This window comes from Mycolicibacterium chlorophenolicum, assembly GCF_001044235.1.
Classification (GTDB): domain Bacteria; phylum Actinomycetota; class Actinomycetes; order Mycobacteriales; family Mycobacteriaceae; genus Mycobacterium; species Mycobacterium chlorophenolicum.
The window spans coordinates 755,980-781,557 of the sequence record NZ_JYNL01000069.1; the positions used below are offsets into that span (position 1 = coordinate 755,980).

Genomic DNA, 25,578 nt, shown 5'->3' on the forward strand with positions numbered 1-25,578 from the left:
CGGTCGGCTGAGACAGCAAAGGTCGGCCGCGAAGGGGTGGGCATGGAGCCGTCGGAGGGCGAGCGCAGAGCAGTTGTGGGCTTTAGCGGTCAATACCGTTTGGCTGCGGAGATCGTCTATCGCGGGCTGAGCGAACTCGACTGGATCCGGGTCGCCGACCCCTCGGTCGGCGTTGCCGACGACTTCCAGTTCAAAAGCGGATCAATTCGCCATGCGCTACAGGTCAAGTGGTCGCAGTATCCCGGAATGTTCGGTTGGGCAGATCTGATGAGCGCCGCCGGGGAATCGCCAGCACTGCTGACGAGCTTGGCAACTGCATGGTCGCGAATAAGAAAGACGTGGGATGGCCCGCTTCTTGTTCACCTGTGCAGCAACGACATAGCGACACCCAACGTAAGCACGGCAGCGGACAACCCCCTGAAGTCCGCGACAAGTTCAGCCCCTAAGCATTTCGCCGCCTTTCTTGAGGTGGCCTGGCGACCGGTCCGAAACGCATTGCTCACTCAACCGATGGATCTCGAGGCTATTCGGCAGCTCCCGGCGTACTCGGAGTGGTCCGACGCCTGGGAGTCGCTGCGCGCGACTACTGCCCTCTCCGATGAGGACTTCGTGTGGTTCCTGGCCGAGCTTGACATTGAACTCGGGATGTCGACCGTGCCGCCCCTTGCGGACGCCAACCGCGAGAGAGATATCAACGATCTTGCGCAAGGCATACAAGGCTTTGTGATCGATCCCAGTCGACCGATGCAAGTCACTCGAAGTGCGCTGATCGATGAATTGGGCTGGCAGGACAGGCTTCAGTACCGTCACCGCCACCAATTTCCAGTCCCCGCAACATACGTCACGAACCAAGCCGCGAAGGATGCAATCGAGACGTTACTTGGAGAGGTCGAGGGTGGTTATCTTGCCGTCGTCGGCCCTGCGGGATGCGGGAAGTCGACGCTGTTATCGGACATGTCATTTCGCGGACGGGTAATTCGGTACTACGCTTTCGTCCCAAACTCACCGGATCCGTTAAGCGGTCGCGGCGAGGCAGAAGCTTTCCTCAACGACCTGTCGCTGGCGCTACAAGAGTCAGGCGTCGGACGTCCTACCCTGCCGGTTGGACTGCAAAATCTGCGCCTCGCATTCCAAAGCCAGTTGGCCACAGCAGCTGATATCTGGAAGGCGCGCCGTGAACGCACACTGATCGTCATCGACGGGCTTGACCACGTCCCCCGGGAACAACACCCATATAGATCAATGCTCGAAGAGTTGCCGGGGCCGGCCGCACTTCAGGACGGCGTCTACGTTGTGCTCGCGACGCAAACCACGAGCATTCTGCCTGACCCAATTCGATCACTGCTGAGCAGAGACGCCAACCGCGTCGTGGAAGTGCCACCGCTAACGGATAACGAGGTCAGGAATCTGGTCAAGAAGTCGTCGGCAGACCTCGTCATCGACACTGAATTTCTCGATCAGGTTGTTGCCACCAGCGGCGGCCACCCATTGGCACTAACGTACACGACGCAGGAACTCCTCCGCGTCAGTGAAGAATTCCCCGATGACCGCGAGGCTAGGCGCCAGGGATTCGCAGAAATCCTGGCAGACGCCGCTCGGTTCGGTGGTGACATAAATGAGCGATACCACGGATATTTTAAGGCGGTTGACGATGACCCCGATGTAACGGAACTTCTTGGATCGGTGGCGCGACTGCGAACGTCTGTCCGCATCGATTGGTTGGCCACCTGGGCTTCGGCCTCTGCAGTGTCGAAATTCGTGGCGAAAGCCACCCCATTCTTCTGGCGCGACGGTGACGAGTGGACCTTTATTCACAACAGTTTCCGCCGGTTCTTGCTGGACGAGACAGCCAAGGTTGGTGGGTTGCCGGAAGTCGAACGCGATCGTGCGCTACATCTGCATCTCGCGGATCGCTGCGCCGAGTCAGATGGCGAATGGGCAATTTATCGCGATGAAGAGATGGCACATCGCTTCCTAGCTCAGCAGTACGAGGAAGTGGTGGAGATTTCGACACCAGAGCGTCTCCGTACTGCCATCGGTGATTTGCGGGCAATGCCCAACGTGATTGACCATGCGTCCCTTGCTCTACGCGCGTCAGCGAAAACCGGCAACAAAGAGGCCTTTGTATCGCTGTTCATACTGCTGGGCGAGCTTCATCAGCGGACACAAGTTCTCAACTTCGAACAACTAGCGTCGGCGATGGTTCGAATCCTGCCCCCGAGGATCGCCATCGATTATGTCGTGCGCGGTGGCAAGCTTCAGATTGCCGCTTCCGATGCACTACGCCATGCCGCAATGTGGGCGACTTCAGGGCAAGTAGAAGTTGCATCGGCCGTAATCAACGCGGTACACGGGCTGCCCGGCATACTCGCCACCGACTCACGTTCGAACGAGGCAATAGAGCTTGTAGAAAATTGGACAGAGGCAACATTTGGCACATCGGGCCTCGAAACCGTCTTGGCACAGATTGACCGACATCTGCCCCTTAAGCACATCGAGGCCGAAACACTCTCCGAGGACGATTCTGAGTTATGGCAAGCGTCTTCCGACGATGATCAATACCAAGCGCTTCAGTGTCGACTTGCTGCCCTGATGCGCTGTTTCGACCTGCTGCTCGAAATCCGCGATGAATCTAACTTGGCCCGCGTTGTCACCATTCTCGACAGCGAGGCGCCGGAGGACTGGCGAGCATACGTTCGAATCGAGCGAGCTGCCGAGGCACTCAGAGATGGGTTCGACGAGAAGGCCGCACAGTGGATTGACGAAGTCGTTCAAATCGACGAAACCGTGCGGGCAGCCCGCAGTGAGCCGGGCTCGGCGGATTCTCATAGTAAGGCGCCACTGGTCCGAACTAGCACCGACGAGACAACCGCAGAAGAAGGTCGACTGCCGTTAACGCTGCGTCTCGATGCAGCGCTGGTTTTAGTGCAGACGGGTCGCGCGAACGATGCAATGCTGGAACAGATCGTGCCCTGGGATGAACAGCCACCGTTGGTCGGTGACATCCATCGGAACTTTTGGGAGTCCCAGAAGGATCGCCGCCGCCACCTCCTTTTGAGTCGACTTCGCCGACAGATTCGGCAACGCGAGGGTTGCGACACCCCTTATACATACGTCGAACCCGTCAGCACGAAGTCAGACCCAGGTGGGCGGCGATTTGAGTTGGCGACTCAGGCTCTAGTCGATATGCAGGCCGCCTATCTCACCTACAAGCTCGGACTCTCGCCTGACCATCCATACATCGCTGGAATGGCCGATCCCATCCTTCGGCTTCACGAAGTTCCCTCCGAACTAACGCAAAATTGGTCTGGCTGGTACCGGATCCGTGAGTCAGTCCCACAGATGATGGAAGGTCTTATATCGCTGGCACATCGGGCCGGCGGGACGATCGAGCTTACGAAGTTGGCTGCCAAGTTCGACGACGCATGGACGACGGAACGCGGCCGCTACTGGTCGCCCGAGCTTCGCCAACGTGTCCTCGCCGCGTACGCATCAACTGATCAAGCCAGCTACGACTGGATTCGAGGGTGGCTGAGCGAGATCAGATCGGACCTCAGCAGCAGCGTCTTTGAACCAAGTCATCTCGTCGAGATCTGGCTGAAGAATGCCGAGATAAGCGCTCAGATAGGTCTTTTGGAACAAGCACGTCAGGATGTCGTGAATGCAACTGCGGCAGCGGTGCGGATCGGCTACTCGGATGACGAACATCAACTAGCGCATTGGCTTACCTGGCTCACGGACGCACTGCATGCGAAGAGGATATCCGAAGACGAGTTTCTTAATTCTGCAGAAACATTCGCATCCAGAGCGCGTGGCGTGGCCAGTGTGAATCGCGAAGCAGCGGCGTCCGCAGCCGAAGAGCTGATTTCGAGAGTCTGGCAAGTTTCCCCCAGGAAGTCTGTCCAGATAGGCGAGACGCTCTGTGAGAGCGGCGTGATAGAAGAAGCGCAGATGATCCAGGCTGCGGTCTTGGCTGCATTTCAAGACGCGGGATGCCCACTGGAAATGCCTGTGCGGGTTGCGACGAAGCTTCTGCTTCCCATCGCCAAATACCCATCATCCGACTTGCGGGCTGCGCTGATAGCCCGCAATGAGCCAAATCAGCTTGAGGCCTTCGACGCGGCGCTCGATGTCTGGACGATTGATGGCCCGCTTGCCGAAGGTCTCGCAAGAAGCACAACAAACCAGTCGCCTCAGCAAGAGGCCGATGCCTCGGACACAACAAACGCAGGTGACGCCAAAAATGTTGAAAGTGAACAAGTTCCCTGCCCCGGCGAATCGATGACTCCGCAGGCCCTACTAGCAAATCTGAGACAGCTAGACGCCGCCCAGTCGCTACCGGAGCATTGGTGGGCAGCCCCGTGCTCTGGCACACTGCGACGTTCGATGTCCAACGCGGTCGCTAAATCGTTGCTGCAGGAATCGGAACGGCTACAGGCACCAGACGATGTGATCGGGTTACTCGCGCAGAGGGTCGCAGACCTCGGTGACGTCGACGTAGCGGTCAAATCGTTGCAGAGTCGCTTGTCCCGCCTACCTGCGTACGGATGGTTTCGCCACTACGACGGAGGAAGTCGACAGAAGATTTTTCGTGCTGCTCTTGGCACCAGAAATCCCGAACTTGTTCGGTTGGCGACTGAGGACCTGGCCCAGGCGATTACAAGCGAGAGAGTCTACTGGCACAGCTTTTCGTCGGACACAAAGCGTCTGCTGGAACTCGCGGCGGGCGCAGAGGCTGTGTCTGCTGCATGGCCGACGGTTGAGGCATATCTTGATATCTACGCCCCCACGAGCGGTGAGATCTTGCTGGCACCCGCAGGTGATAGTTGTTCCTCACTACCCGACTCCGGGTCGGCAGCGCTGGGCTTCCTGTGCGGCAACCTGCTCGGGCATCCGACAATGGCGGTCGAGACGGGCGCAAGACGGGTTTTATTGCAGGCGTTATCTTTCGATGAAGTGACCGCTTCGGCCATACTGCACGACGCGATGCACGGAAGCGACTGGCAGGCAGAAGCGGCTCTACAAACCATCGCTGCCGAAACTAGAGAATTGTCGCTCAACGGGGTGATAGTTGAGGAGATCCAACGCTTTGCGGTATGCAACGACGCAGTCCTTAGGGATCTTGCTCGCATCATCGCATCGCAGAACGGATTTGAGTGCGACGACCCACCCCCGCGCGAGCTGCCAATCGGGTACAAGATATTTCTACCTCCGAAACTACCCAAAAGGCGACCACCTGAATTGAATAGAGAGGGAACACCATTCGTGGATATGACCGATCCACAACAAGTCATCGCGCCATATGACTTCGCAATGCGGGTGGTCGCGCAGCGTTTGGATCTGGACCCAGCGGCGGTGCTCTACCGTGCATCGGAGCTGGCCTTGAGACGTCACGGTGATCGGTGGACCGACGACGGAGTGAAGGGAATGTCCAATCGGCTGAAACGGCGGGGTCAGATGCATTCCTACCGCCCTTGGGCATACATGGTGGGTCGACGAGCAGCTGGGCAGGTATTGGCCGAGCTTCGAGACGCCTTTGTTGACGACCTTGGACGCGAGGTTGCTCTGAGCATGGGCATGGTCGCGCCTCAACTGCTACACGTAGAGCCAGACGCCCTGCGGCAGGATGACCCTGGCCCTTGGCGGCCTCCAGATCTCAAGTGGTCATCAACGACGTCATGGTGCGACGAGATATCCTCCGCTGCAGCGGTATACGTCACTGCCATCGAGAACCGCAGTGATGCATACGTACTTGCCGAGTACAGCGAGTGGCGCAGTCTAGAATGGGGCACACCTGAGGAGGTGCGGGAGGTCGCTACAATTCATGGGATCCCGCCAAGCCAACTGGACCTATTGGTCGACCTTGAGGCGTGGGAGTACGTTCGATCTGGATCGCGCTATCCGCTGGTCCCATACCGCTGGACGGATTTCAGCTCGTGGTCCGCGGTTTCGAAAGGCTCACTGACGCACCATATCTACATTGGTGGGCACTGCATCCCGCGGTCGCGGGTGCACTCGGATGGCAACCCGACGCCCAAGCACTGTTCGGGTGGACAGGCACCGATGGCGCCCTCAGAGCAAGATCAGAATATTCTGTACACGGTTTGATCACTCATCAGCCGCCCGCATCTGGTTGGACCGCCACCGTATGGCGGGTAATACTCACTCCCAAGGGTCTATCGGAAGTTCGGGAAGCATTCCCACACCTTCGACGACGCCTGACGGTTACTCGAACACTTCCCGAGAGGCGGCGTGACCAAGAGCCTGAACGCACCGCGGAGACGAGTTTGGTGATTCGCGAGCCTGATTAGGCGGCGTTGCTCACACCTGTTGAGCTCGGACTGCAAAGCCAAATACAAGATCTCCAACAGACTTGCCGACCAATGCCGCTCTGTCAGGCACTCGGTATCAGGTTCGTTCCGTCATGGGTCCGCGATTGCACTCCCGTGTCGAACGCATCTAGCACCCGCACGCTGAAAGCTGGCACCATCTCGGCTTGCACTTCTTCCCTGGTCATCCAACGAAGCTCTCGCTCTTCTTCGGTAGCCTGAGCTTTTCCTCCTACCGGCTGGCATTTGTACACCAGGGCGACAATTCCATGGGTCAAGTTCTTGTAGACGCCGGTAAGCCGTTCGACGGCAACCATTACTCCCGTCTCTTCCAGAACCTCACGGCGAACCCCATCCTCGAATGACTCGCCGAGTTCGAGCACGCCGCCCGATGGCGCTCCCATACGTCGAGATGTCGGGCAGGCAGCGCAGTGAATAACGGGTCCCGACGCAATCCAAGCAGCGAGGTGACGCCGTGGTGATTCACGGTCTCCGGAAGGCCCTCGTATCAGCCGGCAGCTTTCCTGAGCTGCTGACCGCAATTCAAGTGTCGGCGCTCCTTGGGGTCTCCGCCGCGACGCTCAATCGCTGGGCGGCGCTGCGCGAAACCACCGTAGAGCAGATCGGGCCGCCCTGCTACACCCTCTCGGAACGGGTCCGTCGCTGGGATGCGGCCGAAGTCCGGTCCTGGCTCAAGCAGGTGCGGCGGTAGTGGCTGGCAACACACAGCGCGGCATCCGCAAACGCCTCAACGCCGTGGGAGAGCCCCGCTATCAAGTCCGCTGCCTGATCCGCGACCCCGACGCCCCGTCTGGCTGGGTGGAAACGTCCGCGACATTCCTGACGCTACGCGAGGCGAAGGCATTCAAGTCCGAGCGCGATAAAGAAGCCGCGCTCGGCGCCCGTCGCTTTGATCCCCGTCTGGGCCGCACACCGCTGAGCCGGATCTGGACGCAGTTCTCGGACTACAAGAAGCCAGCGGTCTCGCCAAAGACGTGGAGCGGCTACACCCAGCACTGGGATCTGCGCATCAAACCGCGGTTTGGTCACGTGCCGGTCGATGAGATCACCCGCGCCGAGGTCCAGACGTTCGTTGACGGCCTGACGGTCGGACCGTGGGCGAAGGTGTCCACATTGCGCCTGCTGCGGTCGATTCTCGATGTCGCGCACCAGGATGGTCGGATTCACCGCAATCCGGCCCTGGGCGTCTCAGCGGGCCGCATTCCCGAGCGGGAGCGTCACCGCTACCTGACCGCCCAGGAGGTCCAGACGCTTGCCACGGCGTGTGGCGATCAGGGCGATGTGGTGACCATCCTGGCCTACACCGGCCTGCGTTGGTCCGAACTCGTTGGCCTCCGGGTCAAGGACATCGACTTGGCCGCCCGTCGCCTCTATGTCTGACGGGCAGCGCCCGAAGTCGAAGGCCACATCGTCATCGGGCCATCCAAGACCCGAGCCGGCATCCGAACTGTCCCGCTCCCCCAAGTCGTCGTCGACATCCTCAAGACGCGGATCGGCGGCAGGGATCCGGACGAGCCCGCCGTCACCTCACCCAATTGCGCGATGCTGCGCTCCAACAACTGACGTCGGCACAGCCACTGGAAAAAGGCCCTCATGAAGACCGACCTGGCTCCGGTGACCATCCATGATCTCCGCCACACCTATGCGAGCTTGGCCCGCAAGTCCGGCACCGACCTCAGATATGTCCAGAAGACCATGAGTTACTCGACGCCGACGGTGACCGCGAACATCTACAGCGACCTCTACTCCGATGAGCTGGACCAGGTCGCAACGAACCTCGATCAACTTCATGCGACCGAGACACATGCACCGAAGACCGGACAAGAAACGGACGAGTCAAACTGACAATCGAGTGCAAGACCCGTGTCGATGCAGGTAAGGGATGGTGGCCAGGGCCGGGATCGAACCGGCGACCTTCCGCTTTTCAGGCGGACGCTCGTACCAACTGAGCTACCTGGCCGGACGGCACCGATCACTCGTTCCCAAGTGCCTCGCCGTGATGGCGACCCTGACGGGACTCGAACCCGCGACCTCCGCCGTGACAGGGCGGCGCGCTAACCAACTGCGCCACAGGGCCTTACTGTGCGACTCCCCACCGACCTGGTCGCCGCGTGTACCCCCTACGGGATTCGAACCCGCGCTACCGCCTTGAAAGGGCGGCGTCCTAGGCCGCTAGACGAAGGGGGCCAGCCGAATCTCTCCGGGGTACTCACAACGCTCGTGTCTGTTGGGAGCTTCGATAGCTTAGGGTACCGACACCCAAATCCTCAAACGGCCAGCCCGGCAGTATCCTTTTCGAGGCGCACGCGCCACGCCCCTATAGCTCAGTTGGTAGAGCTACGGACTTTTAATCCGCAGGTCGCAGGTTCGAGCCCTGCTGGGGGCACACGTTTTCTACAGCACGACAAGCAACGCGGCGAGCACCAGAAGCATCAGCACCGCAGCGCCGGCCAGCGCCACGCCGGTGCGCTGCGGCGTCGCGGCCGGGGGATCCAGGCACGCACGCATCTGCTCGGCGCTCGCGAAGCGCCAGCGCGGGTCGCGCGACATGGCCCGCTCGACCGTCAGCGCCAGCGCGGGATCCAGATCGGGCCGCAGCACCGACAGCGGCGTCACCGCGCCCGCGGCGATCGCGTCGGCCAGCGTGGTGAGACTCTCCTGCGGATACGCCCGCCGGCCCGTGAGCGCCTCGTAGGCGACCACCCCGAGGGCGTACAGATCGTCGGCCGGCATCGCGGGCCGTCCGGCGATGCGGTCCGCGGGCAGGTAGGCCATCGTCCCGAAGACCCGGTTGGTGAGCGTCTGCGGGGTGTCGGCGCTCTTCGCGACACCGAAGTCGGCGATCTTCACCCCGCCGAACCGGGTGAACAGGATGTTGGCCGGCTTGATGTCGCGATGCAGCACACCGCGGGCATGCGCCGCGCCCAGCGCCGACAGCACGTCGCGCATGATCGCGCGGACGTGCCCGGCCGGCATCGGGCCGCCGCGGGCGAGGGCGTCGGCCACGCTCTGGCCTGGCAAGCGCTCGAGCACGATGTAGTGCCGGCCGTGGTGCACCCCGGAGTCGTGCACCGCCACCACGTGCGGGTGATTGACCACCGCCGCGGCGCGCGCCTCGGTGGCGAACCTGCGCCGGGTGTCGGGTTGCGTGCTGACCGACGGGTACAGCAACTTGACCGCGACCGGACGGCCGAGGCGGAGATCCCAGGCATCGCGGACCTCGGCCATGCCACCGCGGCCCAGAACACCCCGTAGTTCGTAGCGACCGCCAAGAACTTCCGGCGCCTGCATGCCTTCCAAGCTAGCCGGTGCGGCCGCATCGCAAACCTGACGCGCCGCCGCGCGCGGCTCGTATGATCGGCCCCGATGCTCTACCAGCCTGCCCGCCCACCGTTTCCACGTCGTCACCCCGTGCTCGCCGGCACCGCCGCAGCGGTGGCCCTGTGGTGGCTGTGGCTGGGCTGGTTCTGGCCGCTGGCAGTGATCGTGGGAGCCGGCATGGTGGTCGCGATCCGGCGGCGGCGCCGCGCGGCCGCGATCCGCGACGCCGGCCTGCGCGCCCGCGCCGACCTCGAACACCGACTCTGCCTGGCCGGTGACCCGCGCGGCACCTTCGGCCGCTTCCCCGCGGTGCAGCCGGGTTGGTACGTCAGCCCCGACGACGGGCGCCTGATGCGCTACTTCGACGGCGCCGCCTGGACGGCGTACACCGCGGCCCGCTGAGGCGTCATTCCGCCGCCGGCGGTCCGTCCAGTCCGACCCCGATGGTGATCTGCGGATGCTGCGCAGGGTCGAGCCACTGCAGGACCGACCGCATCTGGTCGCGGCCGATGGCGACGCACCCCCACGTCGGCTTCCCGTCGGACACGTGCAGGAAGATCCCCGCCGACCGCCCCGGTATCCGCTCCGGGTTGTGCTCGATCAGCACCGCGTAGTCGTAGATCGCGCCGGAGTCGTAGAGGTTCTCGGCATCCTCGGAGTCGATCTCGGCGGCGTGGACGTGCGTGTTGTACGTCGGGGAGTCGACGTCCTCGTCCCACCAGTCCTCGTCGGTCGCCTCGAAGTACGGCATCCGGGTGCCGGGATTGGCCTCCCGCCCGAACGCCTGCCCCAGCGGGAAGGTGCCGACGGGCGTGCGGAACACGTCGTCGGCCGGCGTGCCCACTCCGAGCTCGCCGAAATCGGCGGGAGTGGGCCCGAGCACGGACCTCCATCGTCCGTCCACCCGCTCGTAGGCCGTCAGCTCACCGACCGGCGAGTTCGCCGACGGCGCGCTCACCACGATCATCTGGCCGGGTGCCTCGGAATCCGATTGCGCCCCAGCGCCGCCGGCCGTGAGGCTCGCGACGATCAGCATCAGCGGCGCGACCGCGAGTTTGCCCAGCACCCTGTGAACGTAGCGCAGTCAGACCTTCGGGCTGTAGAAGTGCGGGTCGTCGCGATACTCCACCGGGGGTAGGTTGCGCGCCGGCGTCTCGACCAGGGGCGAATCGGCCGGCAACCGACCGTGCGCCCGGTCCCAGGCCGACCGTTTGCGCGGGTGCATCAGCAGCCGTCTGGGCAGGACCCGGGTGACCTGATGGACCGCGGCGCCGAACAGTCTGTGCAGCCGCTCCTGACGGGGCGACCACGAATAGCCCATCAACTCGCGCACGGCCGGATCGAACAAGCCGACCGTGGTGAAGTCGAAGAACCGCTGCATCCCCGCGACGTTGAGACGCCACAGCCAATCGGGCATCCAGTCCAGCGACGGGTGCTTGGGCATCGTCGACAGGTCGAGGACCTCGCGCGCGGCCCAGTTGTCCTCCAACACGTTGCGGCACATGTGATCCCAGTACCGCTCGAAGTCCTCCCAGCTCGCGGGCACCGGCCGCATGCTCATGCCGTACATCCGGTACCACGTGACGTGTTCGTCGAACAGCTGCCGCTTCTGCGCCTCGGTCAGTCCTCCGCCCAGCCATTCGGCGGCCAGCAGCGTCGACTTGAAGAACGTCGCGTGCGCCCAGTAGAAGACCTCCGGGTTCAGCGCGCTGTACCGGCGGCCCTGGTCGTCGACGCCCTTGATGCCGATGTGGTAGTCGCGGACCTCCGCCCCGGTCTTCGGCGCGCGGTCACCGTCGAACACCACGCCGCCGATCGGGTAGACCGACCGGAACAGCCGCGGCATCCGCTCGAGAAAGAAGATCGAGTGTTGCTGCACCGCGGCGCCGAGCTGGGGATGCATGTTCTGCATCGACCCCGCCCACGGCCCCTGCAGCATGCCGGTCCACTGGCCGAAGTACTTCCAGGTGAGCGATTCCGGGCCGAGCGGCGCCGGCACGTCGTCATAGCCGCCGGCGACCGGGCACCCGGCCGCGACGGATCCGCTGGTCACCGGGCACGAGACGGACGTATCTTGAGTCACTGCTGAGTTTCCCCGATTCTGACTACAGGCGTTGTCACTGCGAGCTTAGGAGGACCGTGCCGTCCGGTCAACGACGCGGCCGATGGTCGGGCGTTCCGCTGCGGGATCGTCAGGCGCTGCGCCGCGACGAACTGATCACTGCGGGCATCAGCCTGCTGGGCAGCCCGGGCGGGCCGAGCCTGACCGTGCGTGCGGTGTGCCGTGCGGCCGGGTTGACCGAGCGCTACTTCTACGAGAGCTTCGCCGACCGCGACGAATACGTGGCGGCCGTCTACGACGAGGTCTGCAGCGCGGCGATGTCGACGCTGATGCGCTCGGAGAGCATGCGCGACGCCGTCGAGCGGTTCGTCTCGTTGATGGTCGACGACCCCGCCCGGGGCAGGGTGCTGCTGCTGGCGCCCGAGGCCGAGCCCGTCCTCGCCCAGTCCGGGGCGCGCTGGATGCCGAACTTCATCGAGCTGCTGCAGCGCAATCTGACGCGCATCACCGACCCCACGCGGCAGGCCATGGTTGCCACCGGCCTGATCGGGGCACTCACTGCTCTGTTCACCGCATACCTCGACGGCCGCCTCGCGGCGACCCGCGAGCAGTTCATCGATCACTGCGCTGAGCTCCTGCTCAGCCGGGCATCGAGCTGATTCGTCCGCGGTGTGAGCTACGGCGCGGTGACTTGAATGTCACCGACTTACACAGATATATTGACTGCAACCATCAGGTACAGATAACCGGAGGTGTCATGGCGAAGGACCTGACCGATCTGCAGCTGCTGACCGAACTCGAGCCCGTCGTCGAGCCTCTGGTCAACCGGCACATGCAGATGAAGAAGGACTGGAACCCGCACGACTTCATCCCGTGGTCCGACGGCAAGAACTACTACGCACTCGGCGGCCAGGACTGGGACATCGAGCAGTCGAAGCTGTCCGAGGTCGCCCGGGTCGCGATGCTGACCAACCTCCTCACCGAGGACAACCTGCCCTCCTATCACCGCGAGATCGCGATGAACTTCAGCATGGACGGGCCCTGGGGTTTCTGGGTCAACCGCTGGACCGCCGAGGAGAACCGGCACGGCATCGCGCTGCGTGACTACCTCGTCGTCACGCGCAACGTCGACCCGGTCGAGCTGGAGATGCTGCGCGTCGAGCAGATGACCCGCGGCTTCTCCCCGGGCCAGAATCAGCAGGGCGGGATCGAACTGTTCGCCGAGAGCCTGTTCGACTCGGTCATCTACGTGACGTTCCAGGAGCTCGCCACCCGCGTCTCGCATCGCAACACCGGCAAGGCGTGCGACGACCCGATCGCCGACCAGCTGCTGCAGCGCGTGTCGGCCGACGAGAACCTGCACATGATCTTCTACCGCGACGTCTCCGAGGCGGGCTTCGAGATCGCCCCCGACCAGGCGATGAAGTCGCTGCACAAGGTGCTGCGCAACTTCAAGATGCCCGGTTACACGATCCCGGACTTCCGTCGTCGCGCGGTCACCATCGCCTCCGGCGGTGTCTACGACCCGCGGATCCACCTCGAGGACATCGTGATGCCGGTGCTCAAGAAGTGGCGCATCTTCGAGCGCGAGGACTTCAACGGCGAGAGCGCGCGGATGCGCGACGATCTCGGCGCCCTGGTGGAAGAGCTCCAGGAAGCCGTCGACAAGTTCGAGGTCGCCAAGCAGCGCCGCGAAGCACGGCTGGCGCAGATGGCCGAGAAGAAGGCGGCCAAGGCTCAGCTGGTGGGATCATCAGCCTCGTAACAGACACCCCTCGATCGGCCCGGTCCCTGCGGATCGGGCCGTTCGACCTTCACAGCCCCGTCGTCCTCGCGCCGATGGCGGGGGTGACCAACGTCGCCTTCCGCACGCTGTGCCGTGAACTGGAGCTCAGCCGTGCGGGCACCGTCAGCGGCCTGTACGTGTGCGAGATGGTCACCGCGCGCGCCCTGGTGGAGCGCCACCCGGTGACGATGCACATGACGACGTTCGCGCCCGACGAATCACCGCGGTCGCTGCAGCTCTACACCGTCGACCCGGAGAACACGTACGCCGCGGCCAAGATGATCGTCGATGAGGACCTGGCCGACCACATCGACATGAACTTCGGCTGCCCGGTGCCCAAGGTGACCCGGCGCGGCGGCGGAGCCGCACTGCCCTACAAGCGGCGCCTGTTCGGTCAGATCGTCGCGGCGGCGGTACGGGCCACCGAAGGCACCGACATTCCCGTCACGGTCAAGTTCCGCATCGGCATCGACGACGAGCACCACACCCACCTCGACGCCGGGCGCATCGCCGCCGAGGAAGGCGCGGCAGCGGTCGCGCTGCACGCGCGCACCGCCGCGCAGCGCTACTCCGGCACCGCCGACTGGGAGCAGATCGGCGCACTGAAGGCCCATGTCACCGGGATTCCGGTGCTCGGAAACGGTGATATCTTCGACGCTCGTGACGCGCTGGCCATGATGGCCGCGACAGGCTGCGACGGCGTGGTGATCGGCCGGGGCTGTCTGGGACGGCCGTGGCTGTTCGCCGAGCTGTCCGCCGCCTTCACCGGCGCGACACCGGCGACCCCGCCCACGCTGGGTGAGGTCGCGTCCATCATTCGTCGACACGGCGAGCTGCTCGCTGCGCACTTCGGAGAGGACAAGGGGATGCGGGACATCCGCAAGCACGTGGCCTGGTACCTGCACGGCTTCCCGGCCGGGGCGGATCTGCGCCGGTCGTTGGCCCTGGTCAAGACGATTTCCGAGCTCGACGACCTGCTCGAGCAGCTCGATCCCGACGTGCCGTTCCCGGCAGCCGCAAACGGCCCGCGCGGCCGGCAGGGCTCGGCGGCCTCGGTGTCGCTTCCCGAGAACTGGCTCGACGATCCGGACGACTGCGCGGTCCCGGTCGGGGCCGACGTCATGCACTCGGGCGGCTGACCGCCCGTTTGGAGACTGTTGCGAGAGGGTATCGATCAGGCGCTGACTGTTGTTGTCGGCTGGCTCTCTCTCAGGATGTCTCAGTACGATGAAGTGCCACACTGTCCCGCTCCGGTGGCGGAGCCGGGACCAGTGCTTTAAGACTTTGAGTGGGCACTCGGCGATCTGCGTGCCGGTGCGCGGCTGCGGTACGCGCGCGTCATGTGGTGCCGCGGGAGCTGGAAGGCCGGTAGACGATGAGTGACGGTGATCACGCCACTCCCGGCCGCCCGCAGTCCGGCGATTCCGACGGCCAGCATGACTGGCTTACCCGATCGAAGCGGCCCGCACCAGGCGCCGCGCCGTGGGAGCGGGCCATCGACCCGCCGGAGCCACCCGAAGCCCCGACGGAAACCGGTCCCGTCACCGTCGCGGACCTGATCGCCAAGATCAACGGCGGTGCGGTGCCCACCGAACCGAAGCGGCACCGCGCCGAACCCGAGCCGGACCCGGAGCCCGACGCCGAACCCGAGCCGTATCCGGCCGACGAGCTCGACACGACAATCCTGCCCGCGCTGGATGCCCGACCCTCCGAACTGCCGGACCTCGCCGCGGTCGGCCGCCCGCAGGACACCTCCACCGTGGCGTACCAGCCACGCCACCGGCGCAGCATGATCGCCGGTCGCGGCATCGCCGCCCTGGTCGCCGTCCTCGCCCTCGTGCTGACCGGCGGCGCCTGGCAGTGGCAGTCCGCCAAGAACAACCTGCTGAACCGGGTCTCCGCGCTCGACCCCGACTCCCGCGACATCCTCGACCCGAACGCCCAGTTCGGCGACGAGAACTTCCTGATCGTCGGCACCGACACCCGTATCGGCGACAACAGCGAGATGGGCGCGGGCACCACCGAGGACGCCGCCGGCGCCCGGTCTGACACCGTGATGCTGGTCAACATCCCGGCCAACCGCAAGCGCGTGGTCGCCGTGTCCTTCCCGCGCGATCTGAAGATCGAGCCGATGAAGTGCGAGGTCTGGAACCCGGAGACGCGGCAGTACGGTCCGATCTACGACGAGGACACCGAGTCGTGGGGTCCGGAAGAGGCCTACACCGAATACAAGCTGAACTCGGCGTTCGCCGTCGGCGGGCCAAAATGCCTGGTCAAGGTCATCCAGAAGATGTCCGGCCTGCACATCAACCGCTTCATGGCCGTCGACTTCGCCGGCTTCAGCAAGATGGTCGACGCGCTCGGCGGGGTCGAGGTCTGCAGCACGACGCCGATCGAGGACTACGAACTGGGCACCGTGCTGGCCACCGCCGGCCGTCAGGTCGTCGACGGGCACACCGCTCTCAATTACGTGCGCGCCCGCCAGGTCACCACCGAGACCAACGGAGACTACGGCCGCATCAAGCGCCAGCAGCGGTTCCTGTCCTCACTGCTGCGGTCCCTGATCTCCAAGGACACCTTCTTCTCGCTGTCGAAGCTGAACAACGTCGTCAACATGTTCATCAACGACAGCTACGTGGACAACCTGGACACCAAGGACCTCGTCGATCTCGGCCAATCGGTCCAAGGCGTCAACGCGGGGCGGATCACCTTCGTCACCGTGCCGACCGTCGGGTACGCCGACGACTACGGCAACGAGATCCCCCGCACCGACGACATGCGCGCGCTGTTCGACGCGATCATCAACGACGATCCGCTGCCCGAGGAACGCAACGCCGACAACACCCCCGTGCCCGGCACACCCGAGTCGCTGGCCAACCCTGCGCCCGCTCAGAACGGCGAGAATCCCGCGCCGCAGGACGGCGAGATCATCGATGCCGTCGCCACCAATCCCGGCGACGTCACCGTCCAGGTGTCGAACTCCACGTCCGAGACGGGTCTGGCCTCCACGGCGGCCGACGCACTGCAGGCCCACGGCTTCAACATCACCGACCCTGACGACTATCCCGGCCCGCTCGAGCACACCACGGTGTTCTTCTCCCCCGGCAACGAGGAGGCGGCGGCCACCGTGGCGTCGTCGTTCCCCGACCCGACGATCGAACGCGCCAGCGGCCTCGGCGACGTCGTGCAGGTGGTGCTCGGCAGCGACTTCTCCAATGTCGCCGCGCCCACCCCGAGCGGCTCCACCGTGAAGGTGCACGTCCTGCGCGGGTCGAAGAACTCGTCCTCCACGCTGCCCGAAGACCTCACCGTCACCAACGCCGCCGACACTTCCTGCGAGTAGTCCACATCTGGGCAGGTGGCATTCACCTGGCGTTCACCGCACAGCTCGTGACGATCGCCCGGCCATGCCCGTAGGCTTTTGACCATGCGAACCGCGTACCACGAGCAGCTCGAGGCCCTGACCAACCAGCTCGGCGAGATGTGCGGGCTGGCGGGCGTGGCCATGGAGCGCGCCACGCAGGCCCTGCTGCAGGCCGACCTCGCGCTGGCCGAACAGGTCATCACCGACCACGAACAGATCGTCGCGATGAGTGTGCGCGCCGAGGAGAGTGCGTTCGTGCTGCTGGCGCTGCAGGCTCCGGTCGCCGGCGATCTGCGGGCGATCGTCAGCTCGATCCAGATCGTCGCCGATGTGGACCGGATGGGCGCGCTGGCGCTGCACGTCGCCAAGATCGCCCGCCGGCGGCACCCGCAGCACGCCCTTCCCGAAGAGGTCAACGGCTACTTCGCCGAAATGGGGCGCGTCGCGGTCGAGCTCGGCCACAGCGCCCAGGAGGTGCTCCTGACCCGCGATCCGGAGAAAGCGGCCCGGATCCGCGAGGAAGACGATGCGATGGACGACCTGCACCGGCACCTGTTCACGGTCCTGATGGATCGGGAGTGGAAGTACGGGGTCGCCGCGGCGGTCGACGTGACCCTGCTGGGCCGCTTCTACGAGCGCTTCGCCGACCACGCCGTCGAGATCGCCCGCCGGGTCATCTTCCAGGTCACCGGGCACGCCCCCGAGGAGGAGGAGCTGCCCGCTCCGCGCTAGCGTCGCATCGCCATCAAGAAAGCCCCCCGGGACATGTTCTCCGGGGGGCTTACTTGTTGCGAGGATGGTTCGTCAGCCGAAGCGGCCGGAGATGTAGTCCTCGGTGGCCTTCTGCGTCGGGTTCGAGAAGATCTTCTCGGTGTCGTCGATCTCGATCAGCCGCCCGGGCTTGCCGGTGGCCTCGAGGTTGAAGAACGCGGTCTGGTCGCTCACCCGCGCCGCCTGCTGCATGTTGTGCGTGACGATCACGATCGTGAAATCCTGCTTCAGCTCGGCGATCAGATCCTCGATGGCCAGCGTCGAGATCGGATCCAGCGCCGAACAGGGCTCGTCCATCAACAGCACGTCGGGCTGCACGGCGATCGCGCGGGCGATGCACAGCCGCTGCTGCTGGCCACCTGACAGTCCACCGCCGGGCTTGTCGAGCCGGTCCTTGACCTCGGTCCACAGATTCGCACCGCGCAGCGAGCGCTCGGCGACCTCGTCGAGGGTCTTCTTGTTGCGCACGCCCTGCAGCTTGAGGCCGGCGACGACGTTGTCGCGAATCGACATGGTGGGGAACGGGTTCGGACGCTGGAACACCATGCCGATGGTCTTGCGCACACCCACCGGGTCCACGCCGGCACCGTAGATGTCGTCGCCGTCGAGCAGCACCGAGCCCTCGACGCGGGCGCCGGGGATGACCTCGTGCATCCGGTTCAGCGTGCGCAGCACCGTCGACTTGCCGCAGCCGGACGGGCCGATGAACGCGGTGACGCTGCGCGGCGGCACCGCCATCGACACGTCGGCGACGGCGTGGAACGCGCCGTAGTAGATGTTGACGTCTTTGAGATCGAGACGCTTGGCCACGGGTATCTCCGCTTCTCTAACTGACTAAAGCTTCTTGGGGGCAAAGAATTTGGCGATGAAGCGGGCGCCGACGTTCAGCAGCGCGATCACGATGATCAGCGTCAGCGCGGCACCCCACATGCGGTCGGTGGGGATCGGGTTGGCGCCGGCCCCGGCGGAGGTCTGGTCGTACATCATGCCGGGCAGCGATCCCATGAAGCCGCTGAACATGTCGAAGTTGATGGCCTGCGAGTAGCCGACCAGGATCAGCAGCGGCGCCGTCTCCCCCATCACGCGGGCCAGCGACAGCAGGATCCCGGTGACGATGCCCGACAGCGCGGTGGGGATCACGATGGCGGCGATGGTCTTCCACTTCGGGACGCCGAGGGCGTAACTGGCCTCCCGCAGATCCATCGGCACGATCGCCAGCATCTCCTCGGTGGACCGCACGATGACCGGAATCATCAACAGCACCAGGGCAAGTGACACGGCGAAGCCGGACCGCTGGAAGCCCAGCGTCGCGACCCACAGCGCGTAGATGAACAGCGCCGCGACGATCGACGGCACACCGGTGAGGATGTCCACCATGAACGTCGTGACCTTGCCCAGGCGTGTCCCGCCGCCGTACTCGACCAGATAGATGCCGACGAACACGCCGATCGGGATGGAGATCACCGCACAGACCGCCGCCTGCAGCAGGCTGCCGACGATCGCGTGGTAGGCGCCGCCGCCGGCGGCGAACGCGGTCATGCCCGCTTGGGAGTTCATCCACCAGGTGCTCGACGTGATCGCACCGAACCCCTTGGCCACCACGGTGTAGAGCACCCACAGCAGCGGGACCAGCGCGATGGCCACCGACAGCGTCACCAGCACGGTGGCGACGTTGTTGGTCACCTTGCGGCGCACGCTCACGCCCTGGAACGTCGGCGCCTTGACGGGTTGATCAAATGTCGCGGAGGTCATGATGCAGACCGGTCCTTTCCGGAGACCGCGGCCCGGGCCAGCGAATTCACCACGAAGGTCAGGATGAACAGCACCAGGCCGGCCGCGATGTAGGCGCCCGCCTTGTACTGGTCGTTGAATTCCGAAGCGGCAGCGGCGATCTTGCTGGCGAACGTGTACCCGGCGTCGAACAGTGACCAGCCGAACGCCTGCTGTGTGCCGCGCAGGATGATGAGCAGCGCGATGGTCTCACCGAGCGCGCGGCCGAGCCCGAGCATCGCGCCGCTGATGTAGCCGGACATGCCGAAGGGCAGCACCGTGGTCCGCACCACCTCCCAGCGGGTGGCGCCCAGCGCCAGCGCGGCCTCGATCTGCCCCCGCGGCGTCTGCACGAACACCTCACGGGTGACCGCGGTGATGATCGGCAGGATCATCACCGCCAGCACGATGCCGGCGGTGAAGATCGTGCCGCCGCCGGCGACCGAGGCATTGCCGGTGGAGAACAGGAACAACCAACCGCCCAGCGTCTCGTTGAGCCACAGCGCCAGTGGCCTGATCACCGGCGCCAGGACGTAGAGCCCCCAGACGCCGTAGATGATCGACGGCACCGCCGCCAGCAGATCCACCATGTACGACAGCGGACCCACGACGCGCTTGGGCGCGTAGTTGGTCAGGTAGATCGCGATGCCGAGAGCGATCGGCATCGCCAGCAGCAACGCGAAAACCGACACGAACACCGTCACCTGCAGAAGGTCCAGGATGCCGAACTGCATCGCGGAGGTGTCGGTGGTGATCCAGTTACCGCTGTAGAGGAAGAAGTTCTGCTCGTTGCGCGCCAGCGCGGGAATCGCGCGCCACAGCAGGAAGAACCCGATCGCCGCGATGATGGCGACGATCAGGACGCCCGAGCCCTCGGCCAACCCGCGGAAGATGCGATCACCGAGGCGCACGGTGCCGTACCTCGACGGGTCGGTCGAGAGCGGTGTCGGCTCGGGGTGGGGTGCGGCCAGGGCCTCACCCGACCCCGATTGCGCGGGATTCGGGATAGTCACAGAAGTTCCGTCAGAGCCCTTCTCGATACTGTTGAACGTCATGGCTGTCAGGCACCCATCCTCGCTGTGAATTCGCTGCCGCGCCAGCGAACTAGGTAGTTACTTGATCGCCTGGATGGACGTCAGCAGGCGCTCCTTGAACTTCTCGGGCAGCGGCACGTAACCGGCGCTCGACAGCCCGCCCTGCCCGTCGTTGGCCGACACGGTCAGGAACGACTTGACCGCCGCCGAGGTGTCGGGGTCGTAGCCGGCGGAGCACACGATCTCGTACGTGGCGAGCACCAGCGGGTACGCACCGGCTTCCTTGGTTCCGTAGATCGAGTTGAGGTCGAGCACCAGGTCGTTGCCGTCGGCGGCGAACTTCGCCGCGTCGATCGCCTTGCCGGCCGTGTCGTCGGTCAACTCGACGGCGCCAGCGCCGGTGTCGATCTGCGCGAACGGCAGACCGGCCTGCTGGGCGAAGCCCTTCTCCACGTAGCCGATCGAGCCCGGGGTGGCCTGCACGGCCTGCGTGACGCCCGCCGACTTCTGGGCGCCTTCACCCGCTCCGCCCTGGAACTCGCTGCCGGTGTCCTTGGTCCACGCCTCGGGCGCGGCGGTCTTCAGGTACTTCTGGAAGTTGTCGGTGGTGCCCGACGAGTCCGACCGGAAGATCGGGGTGATCGCGGTGTCGGGCAGCGTGGCGCCGCTGTTCAGCGCGGCGATCGCCGGGTCGTTCCACTTGGTGATCTGACCCTGGAAGATCTTGGCGAGCGTGTCCGCGTTGAGCACGAGCTTGTCGACGCCCTCGAGGTTGTAGGCCATCGCGATGGGGCCGAAGACCAGCGGCAGGTGCCAGGCCGGGTTGTCACCGCAGCGCTTGGCGGCGTCGGCGATCTGCGCGTCCTTGAGCGCGGAGTCCGAGCCGGCGAAGTCGACGTTCTTGGCGATGAACTGCTCGCGACCGGCGCCCGATCCGGTCGGGTTGTAGGACAGGTTCTTGCCCTGGCACTTCTGGCCCCAGACCTGGTTGAACAGGGCGATGGCGTTCTGCTGGGCGGTCGAGCCCTCGGCGGTGAGCGAGTTCTTGCCACCGCAGTCGGCGGCCGCGGCGGAGCTGCTGCCCGACGCCGCGGAGCTGCTGCTGCCGCCCGACGCCGAGTTGTTGTCGCTTCCGCAACCGGCGAGGGTCACCGCGGCGATCGCCGCGACCGAGACCGTCGTGCCGAACGTCTTGCCGATGCTCTTGAGCTTCACTGATCCCACTTTCATCTGTCCCGAATGTCGGGCCTGAGCGGCTCCGAACTCACACGGCAACGTATGCGGCCGTGGTAGACGGACCGGGGATGGTGAGTGAACGAAAGGTGAACAGGTTCAGCGATTTCACAGGTGAAGCGGTGTACGGAAGGCGTAGGCGGCATCGACGTTGACGACCTCGAAACCCAGCCGTCGATAGGTCTTCACCGCCGCGGTGTTGTCCGACTCGACGTAGAGCATCACGACGGCGTCGCGCCCGTCGGCCGACAGCCGCTCGGCGAGGTGGTGCAGACCGGTCAGCGTCAGCGCCGCCCCCAGGCCGCGGCCCTGCGCAGCGGGGTCGACACCGACGACGTACACCTCCCCCAACGAGTCGGAATGTGTTTTGGTCCAGTGGAATCCGAGCAGCTCGCCGGTGCGCTCGTCGTGGGCGAGGAACAGGCCGGCCGGGTCGAACCACGGCTCGGCGCGGCGCTCGGCGATCTCGGCGTCGGTCCAGCCGCCCTGTTCGGGGTGCCAGGCGAACGCGGCGTTGTTGACCCGCAGCAGCTCCGCGTCGTCCTCGGATCCGGCGTAGGTGCGGATCTGCACCCCGGCCACCGGCGGCGTGGGGGGCAACCCGGCCAACGGGCGCCGCATCTGCAGCAGCTCGCGGACGACGACCAGGTCGAGCGCGGCCGCGGCGGCGCGGGCCGGTTCGAGGTTGCCGTGCGCCCAGATGCGCGCGTCGGGTCCCCCTTCGGGCAGGCCGGCGCGGATCATCGCGCGGCCGATTCCTTGGCGACGGGCGGCGGGGTGCACCACCAGCTCGGCCATCGCGGGGGCGTCGTCGCCGGCGGGCGTGAGGTTGAGGTAGCCCCGCACGGCGTCGTCCTCGACGGCCAGCAGGTGCCGGGTGCGGTCGTGGGCGAGTTCACGCAGCACCTGATCGCCGACCGGGGCGATGTCGTCGGCAGCCGTCGCCGCGGCGATGAGGTCGCGCACCTGCCCCTGTTCCGCCTCGGACAGCTGCTCGCGCCAGCTGACCGACGTCACTGACGCGGCAGCGCGTCGGCGGGTGTGCCGCCCAGCGCCTCGGAGACGTCGTCGTCCAGGGCGCTGACGTCGTCGTCGTACGGATCGTCTTCGAGGTCGTCGGCATCCGCGGCCGCCGGCCGGCCGCGGGCCGGACGGACCGCCTTGTAGCCGACGTTGCGCACCGTGCCGATCAGCGACTCGTACTCGGTGCCCAGCTTGGCGCGCAGGCGCCGGACGTGGACGTCGACGGTGCGGGTGCCGCCGAAGAAGTCGTAGCCCCACACCTCCTGCAGCAGTTGCGCCCGGGTGAACACGCGGCCGGCGTGCTGGGCGAGGTACTTCAGCAGCTCGAATTCCTTGTAGGTGAGGTCCAGCGGACGCCCACGCAGCCGCGCCGTGTACGTGCCCTCGTCGATCACCAGCTCGCCCAGGCTGATCTTGCCCACGTTCTCCTGGTTGGCCGCGCCACCGCGGCGGCCGATGAGCAGGCGCAACCGGGCGTCGATCTCGGCGGGCCCGGTGCTGGGCAGCAGGATCTCGTCCAGTCCCCACTCGGTGTTGACGGCGACGAGACCACCCTCGTTGACCACGGCCACCACGGGCACCGACGTCCCGGTGGTGCCGAGCAGCCGGCACAGGCCCCGCGCGGCGGCCAGGTCGGTGCGCGCATCGACGATGGCCACATCCGCGGATCCGGCCTCGAGCAGGGACGACACTTCGGTGGGCGCCGTGCGCAGATTGTGCGCCAGCAGCGATAGCGACGGCAGAACCGATTCCGGATGCGGGTCCACAGTCAGTAGCAGTAGATCCAACTGGCCCTCCAGCAAGCGGTGGAGATTCTTCGCCGGGACCTCGCCGCTACATCGTTGTCTCGCGGTGACTTCCCAGATTCATGCCCGACACGTGGCCGTTACCCGACCGATGGTTTCCTAACGATAGCGTGCCACCTGCCCTTAAGCCGCGCCGAACGGGCCACTCGGGCGGCGTGGGCAACAATGTCCGGGTGCGCAAGCTCGTCCTCGGTGCGGTCGCGACCACGGTCGTGGTGATTCTCGGTGCCGTCGGCGCCGACTTCGGGGCCGCGATCTATGCCGAGTATCGCCTGGCCAGAAGCGTGCGCAGCGCCGCGAACCTGAACTGGGACCCGTCGGTGGCCATCCTGGGTTTTCCGTTCATCGCCCAGGCGGTGGACCGGCACTACGACGAGGTCGAGATCAAGGCCAGTGGTGTTGATCACGCCGTGGTCGGCAAGGCGTCGCTGGAGACGACGCTGCATTCGGTGGACCTCGGCGACTCGTGGCTGGTCGCGCCCGACGCGGTGCTCCCGGTGGGCAAAGTAGAGAGCCGCATCATCATCGATTCCACCCACGTGGGCCGCTTCATGGGCATTCCCGACCTGCTCGTCGAGGCCCCCACCCGGGAGACCAACGACTCGACGGGCGGAACCACCGAGTCCGGCATCTCGAGCAACCGCGGGGTCGTCTTCACCGGCACCCCGCGGCAGGCGGGCATCGACGAGCGCGTGAGCATCGCCGTCGATCTGTCGGTAGTCGGGCCGGCCCGCACCACCCTGAAGATGACCGCGACCGGGGTGCTGACCGGTCCCGGGACGGCGGACGAGGACGTTCCCGCCGACAAGCTGCCCGCCGTGCTCGCGGCGTTCTCCTCCGAACTGCCCGGCCAGAAACTGCCGTTCGGCATCGCCCCGACGAGCGAAGGAGCGCGCGGCTCCGATGTGATCATCGAGGGCATCGCCGAGGGAGTAACCGTCGACCTCGACGAGTTCAGACTGTCATGAGCTCTTCGTGGATCGCCGTGATCGTGGTGCTGATCGTGGCCTTCGGCCTGGCCTATGTCATCGGCCGGATGCTGACGCTGCGCGCGGGCGTGCTGAAGGCGACCGACGACGCGCCGGCCGTGGACACCAGCGAGCTGGGCCTGTCCGGCACCGGGCCGACCGTCGTGCACTTCAGCGCGGTGTGGTGCGGACCGTGCGCGGGGGTGCGCCGGGTCGTCGACCAGGTGTGCGCCGACCTTCCGGACGTCGCGCACGTGGAGATCGACATGGACGCGAACCCGGATGCGGCGCGGCGCCTTTCGGTGCTCTCGCTGCCGACGACGTTCATCTTCGACGCCGACGGCCGCCAGCGGTACCGGACGTCGGGGGTACCCACCGCCGCTGACCTGCGGTCGGCCCTGCAGCCGCTGTTGGCTTGATCACCCCGTCATTGGGTAAGCTGTCGACCGTGTCAGCCCGCGTCGAGCTCGTGCTCACCAAGCGCCGCGCAGTCGATCTGTGCCGCGTTGCGGGTTGTTGCTGTTGTTGTAGCTGCTGAGTAGCCGCGCTTTCATCCTGCGCCGCACTCTGCGAGCGGCCGTTTCGGCGTGCCGCGTCAGCCATCCCAGACAACAGGAGCACAGCCATGTCGAGCACCACACAGACCACCACACCCGCACAGGTCGACGTGCGCGGTCCGCGGTTCGTCGCCTGGGTGACCACCGCGGTTCTCGTCGTCACGCTGCTGGTGTCGGCGTCGAGCCCGGCGACCGCGGCGGCGCTGCTGGGCGCCCAGGCGGTGGTGTTCGCGCTCGGCGCCGCGCTGGGCCCCCGGCGGCACCCCTACGGTCTGGTGTTCGCCTCGATGGTGGCCCCCCGGCTCGGTCCGGTCACCGAACGTGAACCGGTCCCGCCGCTGAAGTTCGCCCAGCTCGTCGGCTTCGTCTTCGCCGTGCTCGGCGTCGTCGGCTTCGCCGCCGGCCCTCTTGTGCTGGGTCTCGTCGCCACCGGTTTCGCGCTGGTCGCGGCGTTCCTCAACGCAGCTTTCGGGATCTGCCTGGGCTGCCGGCTCTACCCCCTGTTCCTCCGCCTGAACCCGTCTCACTCGTAA

At 65.5% G+C, this 25,578-nt stretch carries 21 protein-coding genes, 4 tRNA genes and 2 pseudogenes; 14 read left to right on the forward strand and 13 right to left on the reverse strand.

Annotation, left to right across the window (positions count from 1 at the left end; all coding sequences use genetic code 11):
* The first annotated feature begins 42 nt into the window (after positions 1–42).
* Complete coding sequence (locus tag MCHLDSM_RS37950; protein ID WP_131722723.1) at positions 43–6,108, forward strand: ATP-binding protein; 6,066 nt, start codon at positions 43–45, stop codon at positions 6,106–6,108.
* A 286-nt stretch (positions 6,109–6,394) separates the two neighbouring features.
* Here the strand turns inward: MCHLDSM_RS37950 and MCHLDSM_RS33430 are convergent.
* A pseudogene (locus MCHLDSM_RS33430) lies at positions 6,395–6,718 on the reverse strand (NUDIX hydrolase); the annotation flags it as partial.
* Positions 6,719–6,804: 86 nt separating this feature from the next.
* Here MCHLDSM_RS33430 and MCHLDSM_RS33435 point away from each other — a divergent pair.
* Positions 6,805–7,041, forward strand: a complete 237-nt coding sequence (locus MCHLDSM_RS33435) for a helix-turn-helix transcriptional regulator (protein ID WP_048473957.1) — start codon at positions 6,805–6,807, stop codon at positions 7,039–7,041.
* A pseudogene (locus MCHLDSM_RS33440) lies at positions 7,041–8,195 on the forward strand (tyrosine-type recombinase/integrase). The gene MCHLDSM_RS33435 and the pseudogene MCHLDSM_RS33440 overlap by 1 nt, the downstream one beginning before the upstream one ends.
* Before the next feature lie 38 nt (positions 8,196–8,233).
* Here the strand turns inward: MCHLDSM_RS33440 and MCHLDSM_RS33445 are convergent.
* The 3 genes from MCHLDSM_RS33445 to MCHLDSM_RS33455 form a co-directional block, all read right to left on the reverse strand.
* A tRNA-Phe gene (locus tag MCHLDSM_RS33445) sits at positions 8,234–8,310 on the reverse strand.
* Between the two features lie 40 nt (positions 8,311–8,350).
* Positions 8,351–8,427, reverse strand: a tRNA-Asp gene (locus MCHLDSM_RS33450).
* A 37-nt stretch (positions 8,428–8,464) separates the two neighbouring features.
* Positions 8,465–8,537, reverse strand: a tRNA-Glu gene (locus tag MCHLDSM_RS33455).
* 126 nt (positions 8,538–8,663) lie between these two features.
* Between MCHLDSM_RS33455 and MCHLDSM_RS33460 the strand changes: the two genes are divergently transcribed.
* Positions 8,664–8,736: transfer RNA gene (locus MCHLDSM_RS33460), tRNA-Lys, on the forward strand.
* Between the two features lie 8 nt (positions 8,737–8,744).
* Here MCHLDSM_RS33460 and MCHLDSM_RS33465 read toward each other — a convergent pair.
* Entirely contained in the window at positions 8,745–9,641 is an 897-nt protein-coding gene (locus MCHLDSM_RS33465) for a serine/threonine-protein kinase (protein WP_048473958.1), read from the reverse strand.
* 75 nt (positions 9,642–9,716) lie between these two features.
* On the opposite strand from MCHLDSM_RS33465, the gene MCHLDSM_RS33470 reads away from it, so the two are divergent.
* Entirely contained in the window at positions 9,717–10,073 is a 357-nt protein-coding gene (locus MCHLDSM_RS33470; RefSeq protein ID WP_048473959.1) for a DUF2510 domain-containing protein, read from the forward strand.
* A gap of 4 nt (positions 10,074–10,077) precedes the next feature.
* Here MCHLDSM_RS33470 and MCHLDSM_RS33475 read toward each other — a convergent pair whose 3' ends face one another.
* Both MCHLDSM_RS33475 and MCHLDSM_RS33480 read right to left on the reverse strand, forming a co-directional pair.
* Complete coding sequence (locus MCHLDSM_RS33475; protein WP_082169178.1) at positions 10,078–10,737, reverse strand: L,D-transpeptidase family protein; 660 nt, start codon at positions 10,735–10,737, stop codon at positions 10,078–10,080.
* 18 nt (positions 10,738–10,755) lie between these two features.
* Positions 10,756–11,754, reverse strand: a complete 999-nt coding sequence (locus tag MCHLDSM_RS33480; RefSeq protein WP_048473960.1) for an oxygenase MpaB family protein — start codon at positions 11,752–11,754, stop codon at positions 10,756–10,758.
* Positions 11,755–11,810: 56 nt separating this feature from the next.
* Between MCHLDSM_RS33480 and MCHLDSM_RS33485 the strand changes: the two genes are divergently transcribed.
* The 5 genes from MCHLDSM_RS33485 (at position 11,811) to phoU (ending at position 17,615) form a co-directional block, all read left to right on the forward strand.
* Complete coding sequence (locus MCHLDSM_RS33485; protein WP_048420903.1) at positions 11,811–12,392, forward strand: TetR/AcrR family transcriptional regulator; 582 nt, start codon at positions 11,811–11,813, stop codon at positions 12,390–12,392.
* A gap of 98 nt (positions 12,393–12,490) precedes the next feature.
* Positions 12,491–13,498 carry an acyl-ACP desaturase gene (locus tag MCHLDSM_RS33490; RefSeq protein WP_048420904.1) on the forward strand — a complete coding sequence of 336 codons (1,008 nt, stop codon included), beginning with the start codon at positions 12,491–12,493 and terminating at the stop codon, positions 13,496–13,498.
* 26 nt (positions 13,499–13,524) lie between these two features.
* Positions 13,525–14,658: a tRNA dihydrouridine synthase DusB gene (dusB, locus tag MCHLDSM_RS33495; RefSeq protein ID WP_082169204.1), complete on the forward strand. Its 1,134-nt coding sequence runs from the start codon at positions 13,525–13,527 to the stop codon at positions 14,656–14,658.
* Positions 14,659–14,894: 236 nt separating this feature from the next.
* Positions 14,895–16,862 carry an LCP family glycopolymer transferase gene (locus MCHLDSM_RS33500; RefSeq protein WP_048473962.1) on the forward strand — a complete coding sequence of 656 codons (1,968 nt, stop codon included), beginning with the start codon at positions 14,895–14,897 and terminating at the stop codon, positions 16,860–16,862.
* An 84-nt stretch (positions 16,863–16,946) separates the two neighbouring features.
* Positions 16,947–17,615, forward strand: a complete 669-nt coding sequence (gene phoU, locus MCHLDSM_RS33505) for a phosphate signaling complex protein PhoU (protein WP_048473963.1) — start codon at positions 16,947–16,949, stop codon at positions 17,613–17,615.
* Between the two features lie 72 nt (positions 17,616–17,687).
* Here the strand turns inward: phoU and pstB are convergent, their stop codons facing one another.
* The 6 genes from pstB to MCHLDSM_RS33535 form a co-directional block, all read right to left on the reverse strand.
* The gene (gene pstB, locus MCHLDSM_RS33510; protein ID WP_048473964.1) at positions 17,688–18,464 is read right to left on the reverse strand and encodes a phosphate ABC transporter ATP-binding protein PstB; all 777 of its coding nucleotides are present in this window, start codon (positions 18,462–18,464) and stop codon (positions 17,688–17,690) included.
* 24 nt (positions 18,465–18,488) lie between these two features.
* Positions 18,489–19,406: a phosphate ABC transporter permease PstA gene (pstA, locus tag MCHLDSM_RS33515; protein ID WP_048473965.1), complete on the reverse strand. Its 918-nt coding sequence runs from the start codon at positions 19,404–19,406 to the stop codon at positions 18,489–18,491.
* Positions 19,403–20,479 (reverse strand): phosphate ABC transporter permease subunit PstC, encoded by a 1,077-nt coding sequence (pstC, locus tag MCHLDSM_RS33520; RefSeq protein WP_048473966.1) that lies wholly within the window; start codon positions 20,477–20,479, stop codon positions 19,403–19,405. Before pstC ends, pstA begins: the two co-directional genes overlap by 4 nt.
* Before the next feature lie 57 nt (positions 20,480–20,536).
* Positions 20,537–21,673 carry a phosphate ABC transporter substrate-binding protein PstS gene (gene pstS, locus MCHLDSM_RS33525; RefSeq protein WP_048473967.1) on the reverse strand — a complete coding sequence of 379 codons (1,137 nt, stop codon included), beginning with the start codon at positions 21,671–21,673 and terminating at the stop codon, positions 20,537–20,539.
* A gap of 126 nt (positions 21,674–21,799) precedes the next feature.
* Positions 21,800–22,708: a mycothiol synthase gene (mshD, locus tag MCHLDSM_RS33530; RefSeq protein ID WP_048473968.1), complete on the reverse strand. Its 909-nt coding sequence runs from the start codon at positions 22,706–22,708 to the stop codon at positions 21,800–21,802.
* Positions 22,705–23,502, reverse strand: a complete 798-nt coding sequence (locus MCHLDSM_RS33535) for a winged helix-turn-helix transcriptional regulator (RefSeq protein WP_048474204.1) — start codon at positions 23,500–23,502, stop codon at positions 22,705–22,707. Before MCHLDSM_RS33535 ends, mshD begins: the two co-directional genes overlap by 4 nt.
* Positions 23,503–23,675: 173 nt before the next feature.
* On the opposite strand from MCHLDSM_RS33535, the gene lmeA reads away from it, so the two are divergent.
* The 4 genes from lmeA (at position 23,676) to MCHLDSM_RS33550 (ending at position 25,578) form a co-directional block, all read left to right on the forward strand.
* On the forward strand, positions 23,676–24,488 hold the full coding sequence (gene lmeA, locus MCHLDSM_RS33540; protein WP_048473969.1) for a mannan chain length control protein LmeA: 813 nt from the start codon (positions 23,676–23,678) through the stop codon (positions 24,486–24,488).
* Positions 24,485–24,907, forward strand: a complete 423-nt coding sequence (locus tag MCHLDSM_RS33545) for a thioredoxin family protein (protein WP_048473970.1) — start codon at positions 24,485–24,487, stop codon at positions 24,905–24,907. Before lmeA ends, MCHLDSM_RS33545 begins: the two co-directional genes overlap by 4 nt.
* Before the next feature lie 29 nt (positions 24,908–24,936).
* Positions 24,937–25,026 (forward strand): Ms5788A family Cys-rich leader peptide, encoded by a 90-nt coding sequence (locus tag MCHLDSM_RS40605; protein ID WP_407661868.1) that lies wholly within the window; start codon positions 24,937–24,939, stop codon positions 25,024–25,026.
* Between the two features lie 87 nt (positions 25,027–25,113).
* Entirely contained in the window at positions 25,114–25,578 is a 465-nt protein-coding gene (locus MCHLDSM_RS33550) for a DUF4395 domain-containing protein (protein ID WP_048473971.1), read from the forward strand.